The sequence below is a fragment of the Flagellimonas meridianipacifica genome (assembly GCF_003001695.1).
Taxonomy (GTDB): Bacteria; Bacteroidota; Bacteroidia; order Flavobacteriales; family Flavobacteriaceae; genus Flagellimonas; species Flagellimonas meridianipacifica.
Map to the genome: position 1 here is coordinate 634,182 of NZ_PVYX01000001.1, position 20,242 is coordinate 654,423.

General features: G+C 39.2%; 23 protein-coding genes. 12 read left to right on the forward strand and 11 right to left on the reverse strand.

Features of this window, described 5'->3' with window-relative positions:
* Position 1 precedes the first annotated feature (1 nt).
* Both CLV81_RS02745 and CLV81_RS02750 read left to right on the forward strand, forming a co-directional pair.
* Positions 2-412, forward strand: a complete 411-nt coding sequence (locus tag CLV81_RS02745) for a hypothetical protein (RefSeq protein WP_106143524.1) — start codon at positions 2-4, stop codon at positions 410-412.
* Positions 357-701: a hypothetical protein gene (locus tag CLV81_RS02750; RefSeq protein ID WP_106143525.1), complete on the forward strand. Its 345-nt coding sequence runs from the start codon at positions 357-359 to the stop codon at positions 699-701. Before CLV81_RS02745 ends, CLV81_RS02750 begins: the two co-directional genes overlap by 56 nt.
* On the opposite strand, the gene CLV81_RS02755 is transcribed toward CLV81_RS02750, so the two are convergent.
* Positions 698-1,621: a LysR family transcriptional regulator gene (locus CLV81_RS02755; protein WP_106143526.1), complete on the reverse strand. Its 924-nt coding sequence runs from the start codon at positions 1,619-1,621 to the stop codon at positions 698-700. The genes CLV81_RS02750 and CLV81_RS02755 overlap by 4 nt on opposite strands.
* 330 nt (positions 1,622-1,951) lie before the next feature.
* Here CLV81_RS02755 and CLV81_RS02765 point away from each other — a divergent pair, with 330 nt between their 5' ends.
* Genes CLV81_RS02765 through CLV81_RS02790 form a run of 6 tightly spaced genes read left to right on the forward strand, consistent with a single transcriptional unit; the run spans position 1,952 to position 5,449 of the window.
* Positions 1,952-2,245, forward strand: coding sequence for a hypothetical protein (locus CLV81_RS02765; protein ID WP_106143528.1), 294 nt, complete (start codon positions 1,952-1,954; stop codon positions 2,243-2,245).
* A 6-nt stretch (positions 2,246-2,251) separates the two neighbouring features.
* Positions 2,252-3,220 (forward strand): sodium-dependent bicarbonate transport family permease, encoded by a 969-nt coding sequence (locus tag CLV81_RS02770; RefSeq protein WP_106143529.1) that lies wholly within the window; start codon positions 2,252-2,254, stop codon positions 3,218-3,220.
* Positions 3,221-3,231: 11 nt separating this feature from the next.
* Positions 3,232-3,603, forward strand: a complete 372-nt coding sequence (locus CLV81_RS02775) for a hypothetical protein (protein ID WP_106143530.1) — start codon at positions 3,232-3,234, stop codon at positions 3,601-3,603.
* Between the two features lie 44 nt (positions 3,604-3,647).
* A complete protein-coding gene (locus CLV81_RS02780) occupies positions 3,648-4,211 on the forward strand; it encodes a DNA-3-methyladenine glycosylase I (RefSeq protein WP_106143531.1) in 564 nt (187 codons plus the stop codon).
* Positions 4,201-4,779, forward strand: a complete 579-nt coding sequence (locus CLV81_RS02785; protein WP_106143532.1) for a hypothetical protein — start codon at positions 4,201-4,203, stop codon at positions 4,777-4,779. The genes CLV81_RS02780 and CLV81_RS02785 overlap by 11 nt, the downstream gene beginning before the upstream one ends.
* The gene (locus CLV81_RS02790) at positions 4,766-5,449 is read left to right on the forward strand and encodes a DUF2490 domain-containing protein (protein WP_106143533.1); all 684 of its coding nucleotides are present in this window, start codon (positions 4,766-4,768) and stop codon (positions 5,447-5,449) included. Before CLV81_RS02785 ends, CLV81_RS02790 begins: the two co-directional genes overlap by 14 nt.
* Here the strand turns inward: CLV81_RS02790 and aat are convergent.
* From aat to CLV81_RS02805, 3 genes are read right to left on the reverse strand one after another with little or no spacing between them, the layout of a single operon-like run.
* Positions 5,438-6,100 carry a leucyl/phenylalanyl-tRNA--protein transferase gene (gene aat / locus CLV81_RS02795; RefSeq protein ID WP_106143534.1) on the reverse strand — a complete coding sequence of 221 codons (663 nt, stop codon included), beginning with the start codon at positions 6,098-6,100 and terminating at the stop codon, positions 5,438-5,440. The genes CLV81_RS02790 and aat overlap by 12 nt on opposite strands.
* 32 nt (positions 6,101-6,132) lie before the next feature.
* Positions 6,133-7,509 carry a short-chain fatty acid transporter gene (locus CLV81_RS02800; RefSeq protein ID WP_106143535.1) on the reverse strand — a complete coding sequence of 459 codons (1,377 nt, stop codon included), beginning with the start codon at positions 7,507-7,509 and terminating at the stop codon, positions 6,133-6,135.
* A 6-nt stretch (positions 7,510-7,515) separates the two neighbouring features.
* On the reverse strand, positions 7,516-7,893 hold the full coding sequence (locus CLV81_RS02805; RefSeq protein WP_106143536.1) for a DUF3127 domain-containing protein: 378 nt from the start codon (positions 7,891-7,893) through the stop codon (positions 7,516-7,518).
* 125 nt (positions 7,894-8,018) lie between these two features.
* Here CLV81_RS02805 and CLV81_RS02810 point away from each other — a divergent pair, with 125 nt between their 5' ends.
* Both CLV81_RS02810 and CLV81_RS02815 read left to right on the forward strand, forming a co-directional pair.
* The gene (locus CLV81_RS02810) at positions 8,019-9,167 is read left to right on the forward strand and encodes a sensor histidine kinase (protein ID WP_106144884.1); all 1,149 of its coding nucleotides are present in this window, start codon (positions 8,019-8,021) and stop codon (positions 9,165-9,167) included.
* A gap of 12 nt (positions 9,168-9,179) precedes the next feature.
* Positions 9,180-9,530, forward strand: coding sequence for a hypothetical protein (locus CLV81_RS02815; RefSeq protein WP_106143537.1), 351 nt, complete (start codon positions 9,180-9,182; stop codon positions 9,528-9,530).
* Here the strand turns inward: CLV81_RS02815 and CLV81_RS02820 are convergent.
* Both CLV81_RS02820 and greA read right to left on the reverse strand, forming a co-directional pair.
* Positions 9,523-9,915 carry an HIT family protein gene (locus CLV81_RS02820; protein ID WP_106143538.1) on the reverse strand — a complete coding sequence of 131 codons (393 nt, stop codon included), beginning with the start codon at positions 9,913-9,915 and terminating at the stop codon, positions 9,523-9,525. The genes CLV81_RS02815 and CLV81_RS02820 overlap by 8 nt on opposite strands.
* A gap of 65 nt (positions 9,916-9,980) precedes the next feature.
* The gene (greA, locus tag CLV81_RS02825) at positions 9,981-10,457 is read right to left on the reverse strand and encodes a transcription elongation factor GreA (RefSeq protein WP_106143539.1); all 477 of its coding nucleotides are present in this window, start codon (positions 10,455-10,457) and stop codon (positions 9,981-9,983) included.
* Between the two features lie 186 nt (positions 10,458-10,643).
* Between greA and CLV81_RS02830 the strand changes: the two genes are divergently transcribed.
* The gene (locus CLV81_RS02830) at positions 10,644-11,081 is read left to right on the forward strand and encodes a Rieske (2Fe-2S) protein (protein WP_106143540.1); all 438 of its coding nucleotides are present in this window, start codon (positions 10,644-10,646) and stop codon (positions 11,079-11,081) included.
* A gap of 11 nt (positions 11,082-11,092) precedes the next feature.
* On the opposite strand, the gene CLV81_RS02835 is transcribed toward CLV81_RS02830, so the two are convergent.
* The 3 genes from CLV81_RS02835 to CLV81_RS02845 form a co-directional block, all read right to left on the reverse strand.
* Positions 11,093-12,079 carry a Gfo/Idh/MocA family protein gene (locus CLV81_RS02835; RefSeq protein ID WP_106143541.1) on the reverse strand — a complete coding sequence of 329 codons (987 nt, stop codon included), beginning with the start codon at positions 12,077-12,079 and terminating at the stop codon, positions 11,093-11,095.
* Positions 12,080-12,169: 90 nt separating this feature from the next.
* Positions 12,170-13,078, reverse strand: a complete 909-nt coding sequence (locus tag CLV81_RS02840; RefSeq protein WP_106143542.1) for an ABC transporter substrate-binding protein — start codon at positions 13,076-13,078, stop codon at positions 12,170-12,172.
* A 2-nt stretch (positions 13,079-13,080) separates the two neighbouring features.
* Entirely contained in the window at positions 13,081-15,357 is a 2,277-nt protein-coding gene (locus CLV81_RS02845; protein WP_245911907.1) for a TonB-dependent receptor, read from the reverse strand.
* 318 nt (positions 15,358-15,675) lie between these two features.
* Here CLV81_RS02845 and CLV81_RS02850 point away from each other — a divergent pair, with 318 nt between their 5' ends.
* Positions 15,676-18,141 (forward strand): ATP-binding protein, encoded by a 2,466-nt coding sequence (locus CLV81_RS02850; protein ID WP_106143543.1) that lies wholly within the window; start codon positions 15,676-15,678, stop codon positions 18,139-18,141.
* Here CLV81_RS02850 and CLV81_RS02855 read toward each other — a convergent pair.
* Positions 18,116-19,459, reverse strand: a complete 1,344-nt coding sequence (locus tag CLV81_RS02855) for a sigma-54-dependent transcriptional regulator (RefSeq protein ID WP_106143544.1) — start codon at positions 19,457-19,459, stop codon at positions 18,116-18,118. The genes CLV81_RS02850 and CLV81_RS02855 overlap by 26 nt on opposite strands.
* A gap of 146 nt (positions 19,460-19,605) precedes the next feature.
* A complete protein-coding gene (locus CLV81_RS02860) occupies positions 19,606-19,911 on the reverse strand; it encodes a hypothetical protein (protein WP_106143545.1) in 306 nt (101 codons plus the stop codon).
* Positions 19,912-20,242: the final 331 nt, after the last annotated feature.

The following is a 20,242-nucleotide window of genomic DNA, read 5'->3' on the forward strand; positions in this document are numbered from 1 at the left end:
TATGCAAAGAAGATTACTTTATATAATTCCGATTACCTTTTTGTTTTGCTCAATACTTAATGGGCAAGAGCATTTTAAAACCATAAGTTTTGAACACTTTACTGAAAGTAGAGGAGATTCAGAAAGCGGTTTGATAATAGAAATTCCGAAGTCGCAAATAATTGTTTTGGAGAATTCCCTTAATACCAGTTCCGGTTTTGGGATGCGTCTCAATTTTAATGGGGCCATGGTGATTATAGACCAGATGGAGGTTTTAAGAGATGGCAGGACCCAAGTAGTGCTTAGGCGGGAAGACGGTAGAAACTTTTACGGATATAAGCCCACTTTGAAAGCTATTCTAACTAACAATCAAAATAATGAAAAACAAGGTTCTCAATTGGTTGAAGACCAAAAAAGACGATCCGGTCTATGATGCTTCGTATCAAGTTCGTTTGGTGGAGGGTATTTTTGAGCCTGCAGAATCGGCCGATGTATTATTGTCTTTGCTGAACTATAAAATAAAGTTTCACACTGTCCAACTCTTGAACCTACAAGAAAATGATGGCAAGAATTTGGAACAATCCAAAAAGAGGATAGAAGAACTTAAATTGGCTAAAAAAAGGGTGACCGACATCGTATTGGACGCCCGAAATAAGGGAGAAGTACTGGAGATTCAAAGTACGATTACCATTATACCGAAATCAAGTGAGGAAACATTCTAGTAGCTATCCAGCCATTGAAAATGTGTCTTCATTATTTCTTCTTTGTTTGTTCCCAAATAATCCAAAAGAGCGTTAGATACAGGAGATAATTTTTTATTCTTCAACCAAACCAAATTCCATGTGGTAATAATGGGAAGACTTTTTGAGGGTATAATCCTCAGTTCTCCATTTTTTAATTCCCTGTGCACACCTATCAAAGGCATTATGGAACATCCAAGGCCCGCTATTACAGCTTGCTTTACTGCCTCGTTGGAAGTAAGCTCAATCTTTTTTCCTACCGTAATGCTTCGCTTGGTCAGATAACTCTCCATAGCCGCTCTTGTTGCCGAACCTTTTTCCCTAAAAATCAACGGCGTGTCCTTTGAAAAGACACTTTTACCCAGTTTTACTTTTTCAAAGTATTTTGGATTGCCTACCAATTGCAGAACGTTTTTCATTAAACTCACTTTGTTTAAATTCAAATGCTGGGGCAGTACACTTACCAATGCAAAATCTACCTGATTTTCTTCCAAGGTTTCAACCACCCTGGACTTGTTCGTCACATCCATTACCAAATCAACACCAGGATTCTCTCGTACAAAATCCGACAAGAAATAGGGCATCACATACTTTCCAGTGGACACTACAGATATTTTTAAGCGCCCGGCCAATTCTCCTTGATATGCCAAAAGCTTATAATTAATACTGTCCACTTCTTTCAAAATCCGTTTAGCCGCAGATGCAATCTCACTACCAAAATCAGTCACAAACAATTGCCTTCCCACAACCTCAGTCAAGGGAATCGGAAATTGGTTTTGAAAATTTTTTAGTTGAATAGATACGGCAGGCTGAGTCAAATGAAGCTCTTCCGAAGCCTTCGTAATACTCTGTTTTTCAACTATTTTCAAGAATATTCTGAGTTGATTTAAGGTATAGTTCATAAAATAAATTTATTTATACAATAATAAATATAAATAAACATATATAATAATAATGTATAACCTTTGCCCCAAATTATACCACATGGAAGAAAAAATATCGTTGCCGTACAAACAGAAATCCAAATCTAAAAGTGTTAAATGGACCTTTAACCGTAGTCGGGCCGCTAAAGCGACTTTAATAGGCATGATTTGCTTTTTCATCGCTCTATCGATTCAGAATGGATCCCTTTTTCTCGATAAAATACTTTTATGCTCAGGAATTATCGTCGCCCTTTTGGTAGCCTCAGAGATAAAAAAACCCTAATACCTTAATTACCCAAAAAAATAAAAATGGAAACAGTTGTAAAAACAAAACAAAAAATTCAGTTGGTAGATGGTACATTTTCACCTTCTGAAGCATCCGATGTTATCATTGCTCTACTAGAACAGAAAATCAATTTCCATAAACTTCAGCGTCTTTCATGGTGCGAGGGGAACAAGGATGCGAACACGAAATATCCAGATGACCGCATACAAGAACTTGAAAAAGAGAAAATCATAGCCAAAGACTTCATAAACAGTGTACGCTGGGAGGGAAAAAGGCTTAGAATTGATGGCGTTCTCAACATTACCTTAGAGGAATAACAATAAATGGACTTACACCTTTTGGTCGATAATTTGACCAACCCAGCCTTGCTTTTCTTTTTCTTGGGCATCATCGCCGTTCAGTTGAAAAGCGACCTTTCTATACCCGAAAATTCATCAAAATTCATATCCCTTTACCTACTTTTTGCCATTGGTTTTAAGGGTGGCCTAGAGCTTTCCCATAGTGATTTCAGTATGGAAATCGTTTGGTCCCTATTCTTTGGAATATTTTTGGCCGTTTCAGTACCAGTCTTTGCCTATTTCATTTTGAGACGTAAATTCAATGTGGAAAACTCCGGTGCCATAGCCGCTTCCTATGGTTCGGTAAGCGCAGTGACCTTTGTTACGGCCATCTCTTTTTTGGAAATGGAGACCATAGATTTTGGGGGGCATATGGTGGCAGTAATGGCTTTAATGGAAGCTCCTTCAATTATTGTTGGTGTACTTTTAATGGCCCTATTTCAGAAAAACAGGACTGAAAAAGGCAATTTTGGTAAGGTCCTACATCATTCGGTAACCAATGGAAGCGTTCTTCTCATTCTAGGAAGTCTAGCCATTGGCTTTTTGGCCAATGAACAACAGGCTGAGGGTATAAAGCCGTTCACAACAGACATTTTCAAGGGCTTTTTAGCCGTATTCTTATTGGATATGGGTATTATGAGTGGTAGAAAACTTGGCGACTTTGTTAAAAAAGGAAAGTTTGCACTATTCTTTTCGGTTGGGCTACCCATAATCAATGGGTGTTTAGTAGCATGGTTCAGTCAATTTATCACCGATAGTATGGGCAATCGTTTTCTATTTGCCATCTTGGCCGCGAGTGCATCTTATATTGCTGTCCCTGCCGCAATGCGGATTGCTGCACCTAAAGCCAATCCAAGTCTTTATATTCCCATGGCTCTCGCCATTACGTTCCCTTTCAACATAACATTGGGAATGCCGCTCTATCTTTTTACCATTCAGAGTTTTACACCCTAATCAAGAATACCATGAAAATTAAAAGAAAACGCCCTGCCCTATTTCCCAATCATGGAAACGACAAAGTAGCTCTCGTAATCCCTGTAAAGCCGCACCAAGTGAAATTAGGTGCAAATTTTAAAGTGGGCAATCCAGCAAATGCGGCTTATCTTTTTCTTTGGAATTCCCTAAAACAGAAAATCAATTATCTGCATAAATCAGACTTACCAAGCAACCATATGGTGGATCAGGTGGTTACTATAACCGGCATTCTTAAACGTAAAAACAACACATACACAGCAATTCTTGAACGCAAGGACAAAAACGAATTCTATAAAGGCTTACAAAAGATTTATGCCGATATAGACAATGCTGTAGTGGCTAGGGAATTAATATCTCTCTAAAAGCAAAGAGTACTTTTTCTTATATCTTTATCCAAAACCTAAAAATGGATAAACATCGCTGTGGTTGGTGCGAGGGAGATGCACTCTACGAAGCTTATCATGATGAAGAATGGGGTGTTCCCGTTAAGGATGATGCCATACTTTTCGAATTTTTGATTCTCGAAACCTTTCAAGCCGGATTAAGTTGGATAACTGTGCTCAGAAAACGTAATAATTTTAGATTGGCCTTTGACAATTTTGATTATAAAAAGATTGCCAAATACAATCCAAAAAAAATTGATGAGCTCTTGTCCAATTCCGGAATAATTCGAAACAAGTTAAAAATCCATGCGACCATAAGCAATGCCCAAGCCTTTATGAAAGTTCAAGAAGAATTTGGCAGCTTTAGCGATTACATATGGGGGTTTGTAGATGGCTCCCCAATTAGGAATTCTTGGAAAAGCTATAAAGATGCCCCAGCGACCACACCCTTATCGGATACACTTAGCAAGGATTTAAAAAAACGGGGGTTTAAATTTGTAGGTAGTACCGTGGTCTATGCTCATATGCAGGCCACTGGAATGGTAAATGACCACGAAGTAAGTTGTTTTCGATATAATGAAGTATAAGCTATTTTTTATAGTTCTAATGCTTGGTCAGTGTTATTGTTTTGGCCAAACCAAAAGAGAAGTTGAATATAAAATCAGCCCTTCAGAGCTTCCTCAGGGCATTGAGACACTGTTGTCTCCGTTTACAGAAGATGCGAAACGGATTAGGTATTACCAAGAAATTGATGGTGACAAAAAGAGCTACGAGGCCAAGTTCAAAAAAGGACGACTACGGTACAGCGTCGAGTTCGATGAATCTGGTTCTTTGGAGGATGTGGAATTCATTATAAGAGAGACAGATATTCCTAATGAAAGTTGGTTGAACATTGTTCGATATCTTGAGCAGAACTTTTTAAAGTTTACGGTCAAGAAGATACAACAGCAATATCCGGTAGAGAACAAAGCGCCTAGTAAAACCCTTACCGAAGCTTTCCAAAATCTCATATTGCCCTACATTAATTATGAATTCATTGTTTCGGCTAAGAAGCAAAAGGGGTATGAGCAATTCGAAATTCTATTCAATTCCGATGGTCAATTTCTGAGTATGCGCAAATCCATCAGTTCAAAGTATAACCATGTCCTTTATTAGAGTCCTTGGCATAGGAACTTGCCTTGTACTTTCCATTACTTTGAATGCACAAGAAAATGTAACGGGTTTTTGGCAACCCCAAGCAGCTATAGATTATGATGTTTCCCCAACATACGGACATAATTTTTCCGTAGCCTATCGCTCTTTTTTCTTGGAAGATGAAAATTTCGGCTTAACGAGTCGACAGTTGGATTTGGTCCATTTTTCGAAATTAGTCCTTAAGGAAAACCAAAGTGTTGCCCTTGGAATTCAATACCGATTTAGGGATATTTTTGAGAACGCTTCCAATGAACTGCGGCTCACACAACAATACAATTTCAAATACCGGCCCTTCACTATCCGATATGGACATAGATTTCGCAGTGAGCAACGTATCACAACTAATCTAACAACCCATCGGTTTAGATATCGATTTGCTATTGATTTTCCCCTAAAAGGTCAGAAGTTGAATTTGGGGGAACCTTATCTTGTTGGTAGTGCTGAACAATTACTAAGCGTTGCCAAAGGCGAATCGTCCCAATATGATTTTCGTCTCAACGGACAGATAGGTTGGCAATTGGACAAAGAATTCAAGCTCCAAATAGGGATGGAATATCGTTTTGAAGAATACACAGCTCCTCAAATCCAGCATGTTATTTTTCTATTGACCACGGTTCAATTATCCCTTTAGTATTTCAAGAAAACGACTTCTTGATATAAGTTCTGCTCCTAAACTTTCCAAATGAGCGGTATGAACCTGGCAGTCAACTATATTATAATTAAGCTGTTGTAGTTCTTTAACCATTTTTATAAAAGCAAACTTGGAAGCATTGGGAACCAAACTAAACATGCTTTCACCACAAAAAACGTGTCCCAAATCTATTCCATAGAGTCCGCCAACCAAAGCCCCATCTTGCCAAACTTCATAGGATTTTGCAAAACCTTTATCAAACAACTCTCTGTACGCTTTTCTTATATTGGTGGTTATCCAAGTTCCCTCCTGGCCTTTGCGGTTTACTTTCGCACAATGCTCAAGAACGCTATCAAAAGAAGTATTGGTAGTAAGAGAAAACTGCTTGCTGCGCAACACTTTACGCATACTTTTGGAGATTTTGAGCTTTTCAGGAAACAAGACCATTCTTGGGTCTGGGCTCCACCAAAGAATCAAGGCATCATCATTAAACCAAGGGAAAATTCCGTTACGATAGGCCAAAACCAATCTTTCTGGAGACAAATCACCTCCCACAGCCAATAGCCCATCTTCGTTGGCAGCACTTACAGGAGGAAACTCCAACCTATCCCCCAAAAAGAAAAGCGGAAGATTTTTCTTGTCTTTTTCCACCTTGCAATTTTTTATAAAATTACAAAAAAGCCTTACAAAAGTAACAGGCCAATGATATATATAAATGTTCCAAACAACATGAAAACCAGAGTATAGGGTAGTATTTCTTTGGCCTTGAGTTTGGTAATTCCCAAAAGGGGAAGAGCCCAAAATGGCTGTAGCATATTCGTTATCTGATCGCCATAGGCCAAGGCCATTATAGCTTTCGGCAAAGGAACATCCAATTGCAGCGCTGACTCTAACACCAAAGGACCTTGAATAGCCCATTGACCACCGCCACTGGGTACAAAAATATTGACCAACCCAGCACTGAAGAATGTAAAAATCGGTAAGGTGGTTGTATTGCTGATGGAGACAAAAAAATCAGAAATAGAATTTATCATGCCGCTACCGGCCATAATTCCCATTATTCCAAAATATAGAGGGAACTGAATCAAAATCCCAGATGTATCCGTGATGGCCTCTTGCACCGCTTCCAAAAAACTCTTGAAGCTACCGTGCAGAACTATCGCCAATCCCAACATAAAAAAATTGAGCATGTTAGGAGTTATGTTCAGTTGCTGAAGTGGTATTAGATATTGAACCAAAAACGCGGCAAAAAGTAAACCCCCAAAGAACAAAGCCATTCCTTTGGAATGATCTAGTTGCTCTGCTCCAACTAAATCCTTTTTCTCCGTTGAACTGAAGGTATATGACTTCAAATAAAATGAAGTTGGGGATGCTTTCTTCCCAATGAAAAATGCTAACAGCCCTATCACCAAAAGAACCACAAAGAACAATAATAGATTCCAACCACTTAATATGGTCAAGGATGTAGAAATGGAGGAAGGCAGCTGCTCCAGTACACTATTATCCGAAATACCAGACAACAAATCAGGTATATGGCCTTCTTCGGCTACTTTTAGTGGTGCAGAACCACTAATGCCTCCATGCCATATCATTAAACCCACATAACCCGAAGCGCCAATCAAGGGGTAATTTAAGGGTATCTGATTGGCTTGTGCATGCTCACCCACTTTTCGGGCCAAAATAGCGCCAAAAATGAGACCCAAACCCCAATTGAAAAAGGAGACCAACATCGTAGAAACCACTACCAAAACCGCGGCAGTAGACGTATTCGTTGCCCATTTGGTTATTCCAAGCATCAAGCGTTCCATGGGTTTGCTCAATACCAATACATGACCAAGCACCAAAATCAACATCATTTGATAGGCAAACACCAAAAGTCCACTGTTCCAAATGCCATTTTCCCAGTAGGACAGAATTGTGGTAATTCTAGACCCTTGGGAAGTGTCTTCAGAAAACAACAATGCCAGTACCATAGTGACAATGGTAAGTAGAACGGCAATGGTAAAAGGAGACGGCAAGAACCGCCTAAAAAGATGTTCTATGAGCTTGGTGAAACCCAAGATGAATTAAAAAGGAAGGTCGTCGTGATCTTCTTCATTCAAATCATCAGCAGGCTCAAAAGCTTCCATAGGAGGAACAGGAGGCATATCTTCCGAGGCCGGAGCACCTTCCAAATTCTCAATACGCCAACCTTGAATGGAGTTAAAATACTTTACCTCACCTTGGGGATTGGTCCATTCCCTACCCCTGAGATTGATACTTATCTTTACTTGTTGTCCTACCTGATAACTATTCAATAAATCACATTTATCCTGAACAAACTCAACAAGAATATGCTGAGGGTATTGTTCTTCTGTGGTAATTACAACTTCGCGTTTTCTGAAACCATTGTTCCCATAGGTTTTGGTCTCATCTATCATTTTTATTCTTCCCTGAACTTCCATGTTTTCTGCTTTTCAAAATGCCTCAAAAATACAAAAACCAAGTCCATAAAAATGAGAATGTATCAACGAACTATCAACAGTATTTTTCATTTTCCGCTATCTTTAAAGACAATTACACCAAAAAAGTGAACTTCAACCCCAAAAGAAAAGCTTCCAACATTACACTGCTGATTTCGGCATTTGTCATTGTGAGTCTGATTCTTTGGAACACCAATAGTTTTTTTAAAAAGTTTAAGGAGGAAGAGCGGTTAAAAATGGAAATTTGGGCTACGGCCCAATTAGAGTTGATACAATCTTCGGTAGACCAAGAACTTGGAAATCTTACCCTAAAAGTCATGGGCAATAATACTTCTACCCCAATGATTTTGGTAAATGAGGCCGGGACTATTAAGACACACAATATTCCTGAAGAAAAAGCCCAGGATTCCATTTACCTCCAAAAAAAAATTGCACAATATAGAAATGAGAACCAACCCATTCAAATAGTACAAGACGGAGAACTATTGGAAACCCTATACTATGGTAATTCAGAGGTTTTGAACAAATTGAAATATTATCCACTTGCTCTTTTACTCATCATTTTTTTGTTCGGGACCGTTATTTTCTTCTTTTTCAAGACCAATAAAGCTTCCGAGCAAAACAAACTGTGGGCCGGCATGGCTAAAGAGACTGCCCACCAAATAGGGACCCCATTGACATCCTTGTTGGGTTGGAACGAGTTGCTAAAATCAGAAAACATCAATGAAGATATCACCAAAGAAATAGGAAAGGATATTTCGCGTCTCCACACGATTACCGAGCGGTTTTCCAAGATTGGTTCTACGCCAAAACTTGAGGTACATGATATTGTCTCCGAGACTGAAAAGGCCTATGAATATCTAAAACGGAGAAGCTCAAAGCTCATTCAATTTTCTTTTAATTCGAACATTTCTGAATTACCCGTGTTATTGAATCCACCTCTATATAATTGGAGCATTGAAAATTTGGTAAAAAATGGTATTGATGCTATGAAAGGCAGGGGAAACATTAGTATTGAAATTGAGCAGAAGGGACAAAATGTGAATGTCCTGGTAACGGATACGGGACATGGCATCCCAAAAAGCGACTTTCAGAACATATTCAATCCAGGAGTCACTTCAAAAAAAAGAGGGTGGGGCTTAGGACTTTCTCTGGTGAAAAGAATTGTGGAAGAATACCATAAAGGAAAAATTAAAGTACTTTCGTCAAGTAAAGAGGGAACAATCATGCAAATTTCCCTCAAAGCAAGCCCCTAATCCCTACAGCCTATGTCCAAAACAAAAAAAATTGTAATAAAAGAAGCAGATATTACCAATCACTGCCCAGTATGCTATAACCAAGAACTAAAACTCACCTTTTATCAAAAGCACACGTACAATGCTTTTTTTCACAGAACTACAGACGAAGTTACCCACGAAATGAAGTGTCAAAAATGCCATTCGATCATCTATCCCGTAAACCGGACCACAGATATTGAGCGTGTTTTTGATTATTACAACAAGTTGGTAGAGCCAGACAAACCTTCTGTACGATTTACCACCTTGTTTTTTATAATCCTGATTTTGGTTTTAGGGTTAATCGGAACCGCTATATATCTGCATTTGGAGGGTATTATCTGAGGTGTTCCCCTATTCTTTGGGCAATCTCTTCAAACTCTTCAGTTTGTAGAGAAACCTTATGTTGAAAAGTTGCATTTTGCATGCTGTTCAAAGGGATTAAATGAACATGTACATGGGGAACCTCTAATCCAATTACCGTCATTCCCACCCGTTCACATGATACTGAGGATTCAATGGCTTGGGCAACTTTATAGGAAAAATCCATTAACTTCAAATACTCTTCCTTTTCCATATCCCAAATCTTGTCCACCTCTTTTTTTGGAACACAGAGTGTATGACCTTTTGCATTGGGGTTGATATCCAAAAAAGCAATATGGTCATCATCCTCGGCAACCTTGTGACATGGGATTTCTCCCTTTATGATTTTTGTAAAAATACTTGGCATTTAAAAAGCTTTTTGAATAAAAAATCCCGCCAATTGGCAGGATTAAATATAATCAATTCAGGTTCCTATTGCCTTGTAATTTCGAGAATATCGAACTTTAGAGTTCCATTGGGGACCGTAATCTCCGCAACATCCCCCACGGACTTTCCTAAAAGTCCTTTTCCAATAGGTGAAGTGACCGATATTTTACCTGCCTTTAGGTCCGCTTCGCTCTCAGCTACCAAGGTATATTTCATTTCCATTCCGTTGGTTTGATTCTTCAACTTCACAGTGGATAACACCAATACTTTGGAAGTGTCCAATTGAGATTCATCAATCAATCGGGCATTTGCCAAAGTCTCTTCCATTTTGGAAATCTTCATCTCAAGCAATCCTTGCGCTTCTTTAGCCGCGTCATATTCTGCATTTTCGGAAAGGTCTCCTTTGTCACGGGCCTCTGCTATTGCCTGGGAGGCCTTTGGACGTTCTATATCCTTCAAATGGTTTAGCTCCTCCCTCAATTTCTTTAATCCTTCGGCGGTATAATATGATATTTTACTCATCTTCATCAGTTTTAATGCAAAAGAACACTGGAGAAAATAAAATCTATTTTCCCAATGCACTTTATCTTCACAAATACAAAAATCCTCAACGAACCCTGTGCAATGCACAGTTTTTTGCGAGGATTTAACGCAAATATAGGCATTTTTTACCCAATTTTGTCGTTATAATGCTTTGAAATTGAACTCATGAAACACTTCTGGACCCTTGCCCTTTTACTTATTTTGTTTGGTTGTGATAGCGACCCAGAGAACAGAAATCCATTTTTGCAAGAAGCAAGATTTAGATTTGAACTGGACCTAAATCTTCCCTTATATAACAATTTAAACACCATCGGTAACCCTGTATATGTTGGAAACGCCGGCGTAGGAATAAGAGGGGCTTTTGTAATTAGAAATGGTATTGATACCTTCCTAGCTTTTGAAGCAAGTTGTCCCAATCAGACACCAAATGAATGTTCAACGATGGAAATAGAGGGGCAAAACGTGGTTTGTCCCTGCGATGGCTTAACTTATAGTTTGTTCACGGGCCAACTGCTCAACCGCCCTGATGATGGCAATCGGTATTTTGACCTTCTTTTTTATAGGACCACTCAGAGCGGGAGTATAGTGACCATTTCAAATTGATTGGTCTCAGATTAGTTGGTTTTGTCGGTTCCTAGGATTTTATCCATTACCCAACTCGTATGTAATCCAGATTGACCTGTTGATGGGTGGGTACTTTTACTCCATAAATGGTTCTTTATATTCTCAGCATGAAACTTCTGAATATGTTCCGGGTTTGGAACTTCCAGAACCTCTTTCCCACAGGTATTTTCCAAAATTAAAGGTGCCTCGTCCAATACGGCGAAAGTGATTTTTCCTTCAGAACCAAAAATCTCAACAACATCTTCGCGGTGATGGGTTAAAAAATTCCAGCAACCCTCTCCGGTTACTCCATTTTTATGAACCCAGGAGCCCGTAATCGCATCATAAGAAGTGTACAATCCTCCTTGATTTCGAGCAAAACCACTGGCTTCTTCTATTTCACCCAACAAAAAGGTAAAAAGGTCCAATCCGTGACTTGCCAGGTCATCAAAATATCCTCCTGGGGCCACTTTTGCATCGGTTCGCCAATTATATTCGTCACTCAAATCCATTGCATTGGGTGCCTTTGTTTTCAACCATCGGACATGCCTAATATCTCCTATTTGTTTTGTATCCAACCACTCCTTTACCTTTAAAAATCTAGGCAAAGACCTCCTATAATAGGCTATGAACAATGGAATGCCCTTTTCTTGGAATGCATGAAAAATGGCCAAACTATCTTTGTAGTTTGGCGCTATAGGCTTTTCAATACAACAAATTTTACCCGCTTTGGCCACCCAAAGACCATAGTATTTATGAGAATCTGGTGGAGTGGCAATATAAATGGCATCGATATTAGGGTTTTCAATGACTTCTTTGGCATCAGTAGTCCATTTAGGGATTCCATGTCGACTTGCATAATCAGCGGCCTTTTCCCCATTCCTGCACATTACCATGGATACTTCAAAGCCTTCCGTTTGTTGATAGGCAGGAACACTTTTTTTCTCAGCTACACTTCCGCATCCAATTACTCCCCAGCGAATCTTCTTACTTCCCATGTAAACGTAGGTTCTTAAAACAAAGAAAGTGCCCTTTTTTGAGGAATCCTATTTTGAGATATAGTTCTCCATCGTTTCCACCCACAAAAATCAATAATCCAACCCTTGATAGACTAAATCTTCATATACCAAAGACGATGTTTCCAAATTGGTTTCCTTGAGCCACTGCAAAAATTCGTTTACCCTGTTCTTTTCCATCTTTCCCCATTCATTTGTGTCTCCATAGGCAACAAGGCTCTCTTTTTGACTCTTGACCAAATCAATATCCGAATCAGTTTCAGATACAAACGGCCTCAAAATGTTTGCCGCTTGCTCTGGGTTTTCCTTTGCATACATAAACCCTTTTTTTGTAGCCTTTAGAAATGAACTATACGCTTCTGTTGAGTTATCCACTTTAGATTTTGAGACCATTAAAACAGGTGAATACCCATAGGGTATACCATAATCCGACATACGAAAAGCACGCAGTCGAACACCTTGGTTATGGGCTTGAACTCCCTCCCAATTCATAAAAATCCATGTGGAATCGTATTTTTTGGAAAGGAGCGTTTCCCAAATACCCAGTTTATCAGGGTATACCAAATCCATTTCGCCTTTACCCCCATCATTGATTATCATCTGGCGAACAATCTCATCTTCATACCGTGCTTTATACGAAGCGTAGGTTTTTCCATCCAAATCGCTAGGTCGTTCAATAGAAGAATCTTCCAACACCACAATGGCGCTTAAATCCTCTTGAAAAATGGTCGCGATTCCAATGGCATCGAACGCTTGTCTTTTAGTCCGATAACTGATGATGCTTTCAAAAGGACAAAGGGCCATATCCGCTTTGCCCAGCTCTACTTTTTTGGCAGGTGTTACAGTATAGTTGTCATCTTCTGCGTTCAATAGTTCAACCTGAAGTCCCTCCTCCTTATAATATCCTAATTCTTTGGAAACGAAAAACCCAATGTGGTTGGTATTTGGGGTCCAATCCAATGCTAGTTTCAATGTTTTCATCTCTAAAGATTTATGGTTGCTCCCAATAAAAAGTTTATCCCTGCTTGTGGATAAAATCCGTTTCCTTCAATTGTGGTAACCGTCCCTGGAGTGGTAAAATCGTCGTCAAAAGTGAAAAAGAAACCGTTGTTCTCATATTCCAAATCGAACAGGTTATTGATTTGACCCGAAAACACGATAGACTTGACAATAGGAATCGTGGTAATCTGATATTGAATGTTCAAATCATTAACAAAATAGGCCTCCAATCGGGAAACGGGTGAATCAATGTTCCCCATAAACTGCTCTCCCACATATTTTGAAAAGAGGCTAAAACTCCAACCTTCATTTGGACTAAAAGTAAACACATTTCCTGCTATGACTTCAGGAGAAAATGAGATATTGGTATTGCCCAAATTCTGAAGTTCCCCATCCCTTTGAAAGAAAAAATCACGGTTTTTATTTGTACTCAATGCTAGGTTGGGACGCACACTGAACTTATCCGAAATATTCCAATTGGCATCTATCTCCAGACCCAAACGGAAGCTGCTACCGCTGTTCGTACGTATTGGAAAACCTACCTCATCCAAAGCTCCGGTAAGTACCAATTGATTTCTAAAATCCAGATAATACACATTAGTGTTCAATTGAAAATCTGAGGTAATATGCCTCCACCCCAATTCAAAATCATTTAAACTTTCTGCTTCGGGATTCCCATTTTCAAAATCTACTCGAGCTGGTTCTCGGTTTGCCCTTGCATAAGATAGATAGAGCTTGTTATTTTGATTAAGATTATAGGTAACCCCAGCCTTAGGATTAAAAAACGTGTACGTTTCATCAACACTCAAGGCTGCTCCTGGTTCAAACAATGAACCACCAGCTTCATAATTGATATTACGCACCTGCAAATCACCAAAGAGCGAAAGTTGGTCATTCAACTTAAATGTTCCCTTGGCGTAAACATTAAAGTCCTTTTTATCACTTTCATTTTCAAAGAAACGATTCGGGATATTAGGGACTATGGCAAACTCGGAACCAATAACTTCACCAAACTGTTCGCCATCGTAGCGATTCCATCCCCCGCCAAAAACAGCGTCCACTTTAGGCGAATTATAAATCAAGCTAAAAACCGTACCATAAAAATCACTGTTCAAATGTTGACGGGTAATCAAATCCGAGTTCGTAACAGTTTCCCCGTCAGAATCAAACTCGTCCAATCTAAAAAAGCTAAGGGAAGCGTCATCCACATACTGCTCAAAAAACCCTCTTCCATAGGTGTAGTGGAAAGAGATATTTCCACTCCAATTGTCGTCAAATTGTTGGGTCAAGTGCAATTGATAATGGTCTTGTTTATAATTGTCGGTCTGACGATCATAAAATCGCTGAACGCCATCCCTATCGACATAAAGACCATCAAAATTAAAACGCCTATTGGTCTCGAGACCTGCCGCATCCAAACCGGCAAAGGAAAGTCCTGTAATTTCCTCACCTCCAAAAACAAGTAGTTTAATCTGGGTATTATCATCTTTATAAACACCATCCAAAAAATAGGAGCTCAAATCTGAAAAAGCTCTGTCGACGTAACCATCCGATTTGATTCTGGAAAGTCTTCCTGAAAAAGCAAAGTGATCATTCAGCAATCCTGTACCAAATTTTACCGTATGTTTTCGGGTGTTGAAGCTTCCAAAGCTATTCGAAATTTGACCATAACCTTCTTCAGCCACATTATCGGTCAAAATATTGATGCTGGCCCCAAAGGCCCCAGCTCCATTCGTAGAGGTCCCTACCCCCCTTTGGATTTGAATATTCTCTACAGAAGAGACAAAATCCTGAAGATTGACAAAAAATGTGGTCTGACTATCCGCATCATTGTATGGAATACCGTTAATGGTGACATTAATTCGAGAGTTGTCAGCTCCCCGGATTCGAAAATCGGTGTATCCCACACCTGTTCCATCAAAAGTTGTCGAAACTACCGAAGGTAAATAATTGAGCAGGACCGGAATATCCTGACCTAGATTTACTTTGGCAATTTCTGTTTTTTGAAGATTGGAAAAGGTAACCGGAGATTCCTGGGTAACACGAGAAGCAGAAACAACCACTTCATTTAGATTTACTTGTTTTCCTTCCAGGGAATCTGTTGGCGATTCTTGTGCACTTAAGCTCAGCGCGAGCCCAAAAAGGGCGGTAATTGTGAAAATAGTTTTAATGCGATGTTTTTTGACTCTTTTTAATTGTCGCATTGAGCCACTTCGATGTTTGGTGGCTTTTTGGTAATAGGTAGAACATAGTAGTTTCATTCGTAAAAATGTTACGAATAAAAGGGGCTATTATTCTGGTTAAACTTAATTTATGTAAGCGAAACGTTTGATAGTTGGGCCAGCGCACCGTCTCGCTCCTCACCCCAAAGGTCTACAAGACCTTTGTTGCTCGGCCGTCCCTTGGCGGCATTACCCGCCCAGGTTCATTGGGTATAATCTCAGCCTTTTATAAAAAAGCACCCCTTTGAGATGGGTGCAAATGTACTACCCGGTTGTCATTTTTCATAACAAAAAAATAAGTTAATTAACAAAGTCCAGATATTCCAGGCCTTCAAACTCTACGTATATCTCCTACCCATGCGCCCCAAACAAAAGAAAAGGTTCACCTTAAAAATTATAACTAGCTATTTTGTGCTGGTCAGTCTAGGTGTGCTTGCCGGATACTTGATTTATTCCGAGTTTCAAACCTATGATGCGGTCCAGAGCCAATCAACGGATAATCAAAAACTACTTCAGACCAATCTTCTACTAACGGAACTCCACGAGGCAGAAAACCTGTCCAAGTTGGCCTTACAGACCAGAAAGTCGAATACGCTCAAGACCTATTCCAAAAAGGTTGATTCCATCACGGTTCTTATCGACTCTTTGAAAGTGCTTACCCTGGAAAGCTCTCAGCAGAAGAGATTGGACAGCGTTCAAGACCTGCTTATTCAAAAGGCTTTTAACACTGCTGAATTACGAAAAATTAGATTGGAGGCCAAAGAGTATGCTCCCATGGATTCTTTGTTGAGGGCCTTCAAGAAAATGGAGATTGATATGGGCAGAATCACTCCTGAAAATCTCGTTGCGAATTATGAAGAGCTTCCTCCATCCACCCAAAAATCCATTACGGAATATGTGAACTTATTGAATGAAAATATTCCCCAAAGTAGCAATGCATCAACCAAAGAAGTAAACATTGATTCTTTGCTGCAAGTCTCAAAATCCATTTTGGCCCAATCCAAAATTGAGAATACCCGATTGAAACAATCCTTAGCGCAAAAGGAGGTAAACATTTACCGAACGGATTTGGAGCTTTCCCGAAAATTACGCAGCATCATTTCTTCACTTCAGCAAGAAATTTATAGGAACGCCGAATTTGACAGTTTTCAGAAACAAAAAGTGATTGAACGTAGTATTCGGTTAGGGGGAATTGCGGCTTTTTTAGGTCTATTTGTGGTTATACTTTTTACCGTATTGGTTTCCAACGATTTTCTTAAGGTACAACGATATAAAGATCAACTTGAAAAGGAAAAAACCTATTCTGAATCACTCTTGAAGAGCAGGGAGCAGTTAATTTCCACAGTAAGTCATGACCTAAAATCTCCTTTGGCGACCATTCGTGGATATACCGATTTATTGGAGCAAAAAAACACAAAGAAGAAACCTTTGAAGTATACGAACCATATGAAATCGGCTTTAACCTATGTAGATACCCTTCTAAGTGATCTTTTGGATTTTTCCAGATTGGAGGGAGGTCAGTTACCCATTGAAAAAAAGTCCTTTCTCCTACCGGAACTCCTGAATGCCATTACTACCCAATACGAGGATATACCAGACAAAAAGAACGTTGCTTTTTCTTGGACGGTTAGCCCTCAGCTCCACACTCCCATACAAAGTGATCCTGTACGCCTAAGTCAGATTCTGAACAACTTGATTGGCAATGCATTCAAGTATACCAATGAAGGCTTTGTTAAGGTAGATGCTTCCGTATATGAAACCAAGAAAGGGCCTTATTTGAAAATAAAGGTGATGGACAGTGGCATTGGGATTAAAAAAGAAAAGCAAGCCCTGATTTTTAAAGAATTCACGCAGGCTGATGAGTCAATTTATGGAAAATATGGAGGATATGGTTTAGGACTTACCATTGCGAAGAAAATGAGTTCACTTTTGGGCGGGTATTTGGATTTGGAAAGTATGGAACAGAAAGGAAGTACATTTATAGTCTATATTCCTTTGGAATACGGAACTCAGGAAGAATTTCCAATTGAACATCAATCTTCAATTTCCAATAATGACCCTCTATCCATATTGATTTTTGAGGATGACAAAGCCTTACTAGAGTTGTTATTGGAGATTTGTAAATCACATAGCATCAAAGCTATAGGATTCCGCACTTTTCAGGATATGGAGATTCCTAGTGATTTTTCCTATTCCCTTGTTCTGACCGATATTAATCTTCCGGATGTGGATGGTTTTGGAGTATTAAAGAAATTGAAGTCCAAAACCTATTCGCATTACAACAATCAACCCATAATTGCCATGACTGGACAGCGCAATATTGACCAAGTAAAATACATTGAAGCTGGGTTTTCGGAAGTTTTGCCCAAGCCTTTTTCTGCAGAAACCTTGCTTGAAACGTTACAAGTGGTTATTTCTGAAAGTACAATCGAAGCGTATGAAATCCCTGAAAAACAATCCACTTATTCGCATTCACTCTTTAATCTTGAACCTATTTCCTCTTTTTTGGAAAATCAAGAAGCCCTTGAAAGTGTGCTTGCCACTTTTCTTGAAAACAACGCTCAGAACCTAAAACTATTGGGAGACGCTCTTTCGCTGAGGGATATCAAAAAGGTAAGGTACATTGCCCATCAGACGCTGCCCATGTTTAGACAACTTCAAGTGAAAGATGCCATTCCCATTCTTGAACGATTGGAAGTTATCACAAAAAAAAACGAATGCACCAATGCAAAAAAGGAATACCAAACATTAAAAGGTATTTTCTTGGCTCTTGAAAAAGAGATACAAGGAGTGTTCTTTATACATCCAATTGATACAGATTGATTTTGTTGTAGAGTGTTTTCCGTGTCATCTGAAGCAATTCTGCTGCTTTGCTTTTATTAAAATTAGTTTGTTTCAAAGCTTTTAAGATTCGCTCTTTCTCATACGAGGATTTTGAAAAATCCTTTGCTTCGGTGTTCTGTTTTGTTTTGGTTTTTATATGCTCAGGTAATACTTCAATCTCAAGACTGGCTCCTTCGGAGAACAAAACAGCCCTTTTAATGCTATTTTTCAACTCCCTCAAGTTTCCCGGCCAAGCGTAGTTCAATAAAACCGTTTTTGCCTCCTCTGAAATCTTTACTACCTCACGACCAATTTCTGAATTGGCCTTCTTTAAAAAAGCTTCCGCAAATTGCAATAAGTCATTGCCTCTTTCGCGTAAGGCGGGTATTGCAATTGAAAACTCGTTCAAGCGATGATACAAGTCTTCTCGAAACCTACCCTCAGCGACCGCTTTTCTCAAATCTTCATTGGTAGCCGATATGATCCGTAAATCAACATGGATCTCTTGGGTACTTCCCACGCGCTTGATGCGTCTTTCCTGTAAAGCGCGCAAAAGTTGAATTTGATTTTCATAGGAAAGATTCCCTATTTCATCCAGAAACAGAGTTCCTCCATTCGCAGCCTCAAAATGCCCAATCTTGTCTTCCACTGCACCCGTAAAACTTCCTTTAACATGCCCAAAAAATTCACTGCTTGCAATTTCCTTGGGTACTGCACCGCAATCCACAGCAACAAACTGCTTGCTTTTCCTTGAACTTGTATTATGAATCGCCCTGGCTGTTACTTCTTTTCCCGTACCACTTTCACCAATTAGCAGGACGGACATATTCGTAGGTGCCACCAGTTGGACATGATTTTGAAGTGTAATGGAGCTTTCGCTGTTTCCTAATATAAAATCAGATGTTGAAGGAGAAGCTTTTACAACTTCGCCATCTATTCTTTCCTTTTCTTCAATTCCCCCATTTTTTAATGCATCATTGATAATTTCCAAAATGCTGTCAGGTGTAAAAGGTTTTGAAATATAGTCGAATGCGCCTTTTTTCATGGCCTTCACAGCCGTTTTTACTTCCGCATATCCAGTCATCATGATAATTTGCGTCCGCGGGGATTCTTTTTTGATTGTTGAAAGTAAGCTCACCCCATCACCTTCCGGAAGGCGGACATCGGATAGGATAACATCAAAAAAAGAAGTTTTTATTTGGGAAATTGCTTCTCTGAGCGAAATCGATACCGTGACTGCAAATTGATGCCTGGTCAAAAAGCGGGACAGCATTTGACTAAAAGCAGTATCATCTTCAATGATTAAGATTTTGGGCATATCTCGTAATCAATATACGACGTACCCACAGGAAAGGATGATAAATTCTTGGTAAAATTGTCACAAAAAGAAGAGGCTTGCCAAAGCAAACCTCTTCCTAACCAAACTAACCTAACACGATTAATCAAAAACTAGTGTTGTTTTCATTACATTTCTATCCAATTGCCTTCTGCATCCGCATAAACAGTCCCGGAAGAACCATCCGTTAAAGAAAGCTCCAACTTAAATTGGTTAGACGCATTTTTATAGGCTTTATCAATGCTAGCTGTAGGATAGTCTTTTGCTACTGCAGCCGCTACTGCTTCGGGAAGGTCGGATACACTGATTTCCTCAAAATCTTGTACATCCGCTACAACGATTGTTTCCTCATTTTGAACATCTGTTGCAGCCTCTTGAGCAGTTGCCATAAATCCTACGAATGATAATACTGTTGCTAAAATCAATTTTTTCATGATATGTCTTTTTAATAATTAAACTCAATCCATACCATGAAAATCTGATGCCAATGGGTAATAAATCACTAAACCGGTTTTATATATTTGATTATCAGTATATTATATTATTTCTACAGAGTTCTAATATTGTGTAATAGTGTGAACCCCAAAAGATGACTGTGTATTTTTTATACAAAAAGAAGGCTGCAAAAGCAGCCTTCAAGTGGACAACGCATGGTTAGTGTTTGCATAGCATCATCCTATTTCCCTTTTTTCTGTTGGTTTTCTCTCCTGTGAATGGACAGAAGGACAAAAATGGATATCGCCAAAACGATTATACTTACTACAA

Excerpts from the sequence above, each read along its gene's own strand:
- CLV81_RS02775 (WP_106143530.1), top strand. The coding sequence starts at position 3,232 with ATGAAAATTAAAAGAAAACGCCCTGCCCTATTTCCCAATCATGGAAAC.
- CLV81_RS02745 (WP_106143524.1), top strand. The coding sequence starts at position 2 with ATGCAAAGAAGATTACTTTATATAATTCCGATTACCTTTTTGTTTTGC.
- greA (WP_106143539.1), bottom strand. The coding sequence starts at position 10,457 with ATGAGTAAAATATCATATTATACCGCCGAAGGATTAAAGAAATTGAGG.
- CLV81_RS02765 (WP_106143528.1), top strand. The coding sequence starts at position 1,952 with ATGGAAACAGTTGTAAAAACAAAACAAAAAATTCAGTTGGTAGATGGT.
- CLV81_RS02820 (WP_106143538.1), bottom strand. The coding sequence starts at position 9,915 with ATGCCAAGTATTTTTACAAAAATCATAAAGGGAGAAATCCCATGTCAC.
- CLV81_RS02840 (WP_106143542.1), bottom strand. The coding sequence starts at position 13,078 with ATGAAAACATTGAAACTAGCATTGGATTGGACCCCAAATACCAACCAC.
- CLV81_RS02835 (WP_106143541.1), bottom strand. The coding sequence starts at position 12,079 with ATGGGAAGTAAGAAGATTCGCTGGGGAGTAATTGGATGCGGAAGTGTA.
- CLV81_RS02850 (WP_106143543.1), top strand. The coding sequence starts at position 15,676 with ATGCGCCCCAAACAAAAGAAAAGGTTCACCTTAAAAATTATAACTAGC.
- CLV81_RS02755 (WP_106143526.1), bottom strand. The coding sequence starts at position 1,621 with ATGAACTATACCTTAAATCAACTCAGAATATTCTTGAAAATAGTTGAA.
- CLV81_RS02855 (WP_106143544.1), bottom strand. The coding sequence starts at position 19,459 with ATGCCCAAAATCTTAATCATTGAAGATGATACTGCTTTTAGTCAAATG.
- CLV81_RS02830 (WP_106143540.1), top strand. The coding sequence starts at position 10,644 with ATGAAACACTTCTGGACCCTTGCCCTTTTACTTATTTTGTTTGGTTGT.
- CLV81_RS02750 (WP_106143525.1), top strand. The coding sequence starts at position 357 with ATGAAAAACAAGGTTCTCAATTGGTTGAAGACCAAAAAAGACGATCCG.
- CLV81_RS02780 (WP_106143531.1), top strand. The coding sequence starts at position 3,648 with ATGGATAAACATCGCTGTGGTTGGTGCGAGGGAGATGCACTCTACGAA.
- CLV81_RS02805 (WP_106143536.1), bottom strand. The coding sequence starts at position 7,893 with ATGGAAGTTCAGGGAAGAATAAAAATGATAGATGAGACCAAAACCTAT.
- CLV81_RS02845 (WP_245911907.1), bottom strand. The coding sequence starts at position 15,357 with ATGAAACTACTATGTTCTACCTATTACCAAAAAGCCACCAAACATCGA.
- CLV81_RS02815 (WP_106143537.1), top strand. The coding sequence starts at position 9,180 with ATGTCCAAAACAAAAAAAATTGTAATAAAAGAAGCAGATATTACCAAT.
- CLV81_RS02790 (WP_106143533.1), top strand. The coding sequence starts at position 4,766 with ATGTCCTTTATTAGAGTCCTTGGCATAGGAACTTGCCTTGTACTTTCC.
- CLV81_RS02860 (WP_106143545.1), bottom strand. The coding sequence starts at position 19,911 with ATGAAAAAATTGATTTTAGCAACAGTATTATCATTCGTAGGATTTATG.
- CLV81_RS02770 (WP_106143529.1), top strand. The coding sequence starts at position 2,252 with ATGGACTTACACCTTTTGGTCGATAATTTGACCAACCCAGCCTTGCTT.
- CLV81_RS02785 (WP_106143532.1), top strand. The coding sequence starts at position 4,201 with ATGAAGTATAAGCTATTTTTTATAGTTCTAATGCTTGGTCAGTGTTAT.